This is a genomic window from Pseudomonas fuscovaginae SE-1 (assembly GCF_000364705.1).
In the GTDB taxonomy this organism is placed as follows: domain Bacteria; phylum Pseudomonadota; class Gammaproteobacteria; order Pseudomonadales; family Pseudomonadaceae; genus Aquipseudomonas; species Aquipseudomonas fuscovaginae_A.
Window position 1 is genome coordinate 1 of record NZ_AQOH01000070.1, and the last position, 5,046, is coordinate 5,046.

At 65.8% G+C, this 5,046-nt stretch carries 7 protein-coding genes; 5 read left to right on the forward strand and 2 right to left on the reverse strand.

What is annotated here, in order from left to right:
* The coding region (locus tag K675_RS0108200; protein WP_017903029.1) for an N-acetylmuramoyl-L-alanine amidase family protein at positions 1–818 on the forward strand (818 nt) is incomplete at its 5' end.
* A 225-nt stretch (positions 819–1,043) separates the two neighbouring features.
* Here the strand turns inward: K675_RS0108200 and K675_RS0108205 are convergent.
* Positions 1,044–1,433, reverse strand: a complete 390-nt coding sequence (locus K675_RS0108205; RefSeq protein WP_017903030.1) for a hypothetical protein — start codon at positions 1,431–1,433, stop codon at positions 1,044–1,046.
* A gap of 126 nt (positions 1,434–1,559) precedes the next feature.
* Between K675_RS0108205 and dksA the strand changes: the two genes are divergently transcribed.
* Genes dksA through K675_RS0108220 form a run of 3 tightly spaced genes read left to right on the forward strand, consistent with a single transcriptional unit; the run spans position 1,560 to position 3,853 of the window.
* On the forward strand, positions 1,560–1,964 hold the full coding sequence (gene dksA, locus K675_RS0108210) for an RNA polymerase-binding protein DksA (protein WP_017903031.1): 405 nt from the start codon (positions 1,560–1,562) through the stop codon (positions 1,962–1,964).
* Between the two features lie 27 nt (positions 1,965–1,991).
* On the forward strand, positions 1,992–3,203 hold the full coding sequence (zigA, locus tag K675_RS0108215) for a zinc metallochaperone GTPase ZigA (protein WP_017903032.1): 1,212 nt from the start codon (positions 1,992–1,994) through the stop codon (positions 3,201–3,203).
* The gene (locus K675_RS0108220) at positions 3,203–3,853 is read left to right on the forward strand and encodes a DUF1826 domain-containing protein (RefSeq protein ID WP_017903033.1); all 651 of its coding nucleotides are present in this window, start codon (positions 3,203–3,205) and stop codon (positions 3,851–3,853) included. Before zigA ends, K675_RS0108220 begins: the two co-directional genes overlap by 1 nt.
* Positions 3,854–4,012: 159 nt before the next feature.
* Here the strand turns inward: K675_RS0108220 and K675_RS0108225 are convergent, their stop codons facing one another.
* Positions 4,013–4,369, reverse strand: coding sequence for a hypothetical protein (locus tag K675_RS0108225; protein ID WP_026145030.1), 357 nt, complete (start codon positions 4,367–4,369; stop codon positions 4,013–4,015).
* Between the two features lie 35 nt (positions 4,370–4,404).
* On the opposite strand from K675_RS0108225, the gene K675_RS0108230 reads away from it, so the two are divergent.
* Positions 4,405–5,046 (forward strand): CobW family GTP-binding protein (locus K675_RS0108230; RefSeq protein WP_017903035.1); only part of this gene is annotated, 642 nt, incomplete at its 3' end.

Here is a 5,046-nt window from a genome sequence, read left to right on the forward strand (position 1 = left end):
CCCAGGCCCTGGCTGCGACGGCAGCCCCCCAGGCCAGGCATGAATCGGCGCCGGGCAAGTTCCATCCCAAGCGCGACATCATGGTGGTGGTCGACCCCGGTCACGGCGGCAAGGACCCAGGCGCGGTGGGCTCCAAGGGCCAGCGCGAGAAGGACGTGGTGCTGTCCATCGCGCAGCTCCTGGCCAAGCGTCTCAAACGTGAAAAGGGCTTCGATGTGCGCCTGGTGCGCAACGACGACTTCTTCGTGCCGTTGCGCAAGCGCGTGGAGTTCTCCCGCAAGCACAACGCCGACATGTTCATCTCGGTGCACGCCGACGCGGCGCCGCGGATCACCGCGTCGGGGGCGTCGGTGTATTGCCTTTCGGAAGGCGGGGCGACCTCGACCACCGCGCGCTTCATGGCCCAGCGCGAGAACGGCGCCGACCTGATCGGCGCGCAGAGCCTGCTCAACCTCAAGGACAAGGACCCGATGCTGGCCGGGGTGATTCTCGACATGTCGATGAACGCGACCATCGCCGCCAGCCTGCAACTGGGCCATACCGTGCTCGGCAGCCTGGAGAACATCACCACCCTGCACCAGAAGCGCGTCGAGCAGGCCGGTTTCGCGGTGCTCAAGTCACCGGACGTGCCGTCGATCCTGGTCGAGACCGGCTTCATTTCCAACGTTCGCGACAGCCAGCGGCTGGTTACCGCCCGGCACCAGCAGGCGATCGCCGACGGGCTGTTCCAGGGCCTGAAGACCTACTTCGAGAAGAACCCGCCGCAGGACAGCTACATCGCTTGGCGCCAGCAGCAGGCGGGTGAGGTCGTGGTCTAGTGCCTTGTTGTGGTGTAGTGAATGGGGCTTGTTGTGGCGAGCGGGCTCGTCGGGACGCCGCACCGCCGCGCTCGGCTGCAAAGCAGCCGTAAAACCAGCCAGCGCGGTCTAACCGATAGGCCGAGTTGCCTGGGTTTGGGGCCGTTTCACGGCCCAACGCGGGCAAGCCCGCTCGCCACAACCACAAAGTGTCCTGGCCACTTCATCGGGAGCCTCAGGCTCTGCTCAGCAGCCCACCAACCGATCACAGGTGAATTTCCTGCTCAGCCCGCCGGAGCTGGAGAAGCGGTTCACCGTGGTCCATCCCACCCGCCGGCTGTAACCCACCCAGGCCTCGCCATCCGAGGCGATACCGGTGAAGAAGGTCAGTTGCCCGTAGCGGCTGCTGGTCTGCGCCCAGTAGCGCTTGCCGGTCACCTCGAACCCTTGCAGGTAGATCGTCTTGCCCACCGTGGCGACGCCATAGGCGTTGCCGGCGGCGTCCCGACACGCCAGCAGGGTGGCGCTGCGGGTGCAGTTGGCCAGCGGGCCGGGAACCTGCGCCCAGGCGCCGGTGGTGCATAGCAGCAGGCTCAGCGACAGGCTCGGCAAAGAGTGCTTCAGGGTAGGGCGCATCGGCATTCTCAAGGGATCGGATCGGTTCCAGCATCACCCCCTTCGTCGTCGGGAGCAAGTCGGGATTGGCTAAAATGCACTGTTATAATATAACATTAAATAAATCCCCGACGGCTGACCCTCTCCATGACTGAAGAAGAACTGCTCGCCCAGCCCGAGGCGGACTACATGAACGATGCACAACAAGGGTTCTTCCGCGAACTGCTGCTCCAGCAACGGCGTGAACTGCAGGAGCGCATCAGCGGCGAGTTCGTCGTGCTGCGCGAGCAGGAGCCCAGCAGCGACCCGGCGGATATCGGCAGTGCCGAGGAGCAGCGCCAATGGCAACTGCGCCTGCTGGAACGGGAGAAGAAGCTGCTCGACAAGATCGACCAGGCCCTCGACGGCCTGGCCCGTGGCGAATACGGCTGGTGCCGCGAAACCGGCGAACCGATCGGTCTCAAGCGCCTGCTGCTGCGGCCTACCGCCACCCTGTGCATCGAAGCCAAAGAACGTGAAGAGCTGCGCGAGCGCCACAAGCGGGCGCTCTGAGCCGGCCAATCCGATGAGGAACCAACCATGACCCAACGTCTTCCCGTGACCGTGCTGTCGGGCTTTCTCGGCGCCGGCAAGAGCACCCTGCTCAACCATGTCCTGCGCAACCGCGAAAACCTGCGGGTGGCAGTGATCGTCAACGACATGAGCGAAATCAACATCGACGGCAGCGAGGTGCAGCGTGACGTCAGCCTCAACCGGGCCGAGGAAAAACTGGTCGAGATGAGCAACGGCTGCATCTGCTGCACCCTGCGCGAGGATCTGCTGGAAGAGGTCGGTCGGCTCGCTCGCGACGGCCGTTTCGACTACCTGCTGATCGAGTCCACCGGCATCTCCGAACCATTGCCGGTGGCCGAGACCTTCACCTTCCGCGATGAGACCGGGCAGAGCCTGGCCGATATCGCCCGCCTCGACACCATGGTCACGGTGGTCGACGGCATGAACTTCCTGCTCGACTACCAGGCCGCGGAAAGCCTGGCCTCCCGGGGCGAAACCCTCGGCGAGGAGGACGAGCGCTCGATCACCGACCTGCTGATCGAGCAGGTCGAGTTCGCCGACGTGATCCTGATCAGCAAGATCGACCTGATCTCCAGCCAGGAGCGTGAAGAGCTGATGGCGATCCTCGCGCGTCTGAACTCCCAGGCGCAAGTCATCCCGATGGTGATGGGCGAGGTGCCGCTGGCGAAAATCCTCAACACCGGCCGCTTCGACTTCGAGCGTGCGGCCCAGGCCCCCGGCTGGCTCCAGGAGCTGCGCGGCGAGCATGTGCCGGAAACCGAGGAATACGGCATCGCCTCGACCGCCTACCGGGCGCGGCGGCCGTTCCATCCCGAGCGTTTCTTCGACTTCATCAACCGGCCCTGGGTGAACGGCAAGCTGCTGCGTTCCAAGGGCTTCTTCTGGCTGGCGAGCAAGTACCAGGAGGCCGGCAGCTGGTCCCAGGCCGGTGGTCTGATGCGCCATGGTTTCGCCGGGCGCTGGTGGCGCTTCGTGCCGAAACAGCACTGGCCGCAGGACGAGGAAAGCATTGCGGCGATCATGCAGAACTGGACGGCGGCCACCGGTGATTGTCGGCAGGAACTGGTATTCATCGGCCAGGGCATCGACTTTGCGCAAATGACCGCCGAGCTGGACGGCTGCCTGCTGACCGACGACGAGATGGCCCAGGGTGTCGAGAGCTGGCGGTTGCTGCACGACCCGTTCGGGCCGTGGCACGACGAAGAGGCGGCCGCCTGATGCTGGCGCCGCGCTTGCAGGCGCAACCGCCGATCCGTCAGGTCGAGGCTGAGGCCCCGACAGTACTCGGCGAGATTCTTGAGGACGGCGTGAACCTGGCGGTCTGGCAGCGTCGCCTGCCCAGTCATATTGCCGATTTCGCCCACTTGCTGCTGTCGTTGGGCGAGCCGTTGGCGGAATCACTGAGCCTGGATATGCCGGATGACGAGAGCCTCCCCAACCTGCAGGGGCTGGCCTCGGGGTTCAGTGACCTGGAGGGTTACGAGGGCTTCATCAGCGACGTGTCGTGGTTGGTCAGCGCCTATGCCTGCCTGCTTGGCGCACGGCGGATCGGCTTGCGCCTGCGGGTGCTGGACAAGGCGATGTGCCCGCGGTTTCACGTCGATCATGTGCCGGTCCGTCTGATCACCACTTATGCGGGGGCGGGCAGCCAGTGGCTGGCGGAGGGCGCGATCGATCGCCGGCAGTTGGGCAGCCCGGCGGCGGAGCCGATGGACCCAAGGCTGATCCGGCAGATGGACAGCGGCGCGGTGGCCCTGCTCAAGGGCGAGCGTTGGCTCGGCAACGAGGGCCGTGGGCTGGTGCACCGTTCGCCGCAGGTGGCGACAGGCGAGCGGCGCTTGATCCTGACGCTGGATTGGTTGGCTTGAGTTGAGGCGCCGGATCGGAAGGCGGTGGTTTCTGTACTGGTGCTTTCGCGGCGGTCCGACGTATCGGTGAATCCGGCTCCCGCAGTGACTGCGTCGGGCTCATACCTTGTGGGAGCAGGATTCATCCGCGAAGCAGGCGCCATCAATCCCCAGCCCTGCTCAGGGCGCCTGCCACTGCCCGCCGCTCTGGCCCTCGCAAAACGGCTTGAGATACGCGGCATCCGTCGCCACGCCGTAATAGTGAATATTCTGCCGGTAGGGCATATTGGCAACCTGGGCGTTGCGGCAGACACCGAATGAACCGCCCGGGCACTGCTCGACGTATTCGACCTCGACCTTCTGCCCCGCCAGGCTCGGCCGGCAGAAGCCGTCGTTGAACAGCCTGACCGGGATACTCACGTTCTCCTGGCAGACCTTCACGTCGAGCCGTTCGCCCTGGCTGTGGACCACGCAGGCCTGCGCCAGGACCTGGTTCGAAGCCAGCGCCAGCAGCAGCGCCAGGCCCATCGACCGCATCATTCATCCACCTCTTCAGACCTGTCGGCCCGCTTATGTTGCAGAACATTCCCACGCACGTCATCGCCGGGCCCCTCGGTGCCGGCAAGACCAGCCTGATCCGTCACCTGCTGGCGCAAAAGCCTGCGGGCGAGCGCTGGGCCGTGCTGATCAACGAGTTCGGCCAGATCGGCCTGGATGCCGCGCTGCTGACTCGCGCCGACGATGGTATCGCACTGGGCGAGGTGGCTGGCGGTTGCGTGTGCTGCGTCAACGGTGCGCCGTTCCAGGTCGGTCTGGGCCGGTTGTTGCGCAAGGCCCGGCCCGACCGGTTGTTCATCGAACCTTCCGGCCTTGGCCATCCGGTGCAGATCCTGCGGCAACTGGCGGCGGCTCCGTGGCTTGGGGTGCTGGCCCTGCAGCCTTGCGTGATGGTGCTGGATGCACAGGCCCTGGCCGCGGGCAAACCGCTGCCGGCCTCGCAGCAGGAGGCGCTGGCGCAGGCCGGCCTGCTGCTGTTGAACAAGTCGCAAGGGTTGAACGAGGTCGAGCGCGCGCAGGTCGTGGCGCGCTTGCCGGATGGCCCGCTGCGCTGGACCGAACAGGGCGTGCTGGAGCTGCATGAGCTGCTGGCCCTGCCGCCAGCCGGAGCGGATGAACCGGGCCCGGCGGGCGTGCTGCCGCCAGCATCGGCGGGG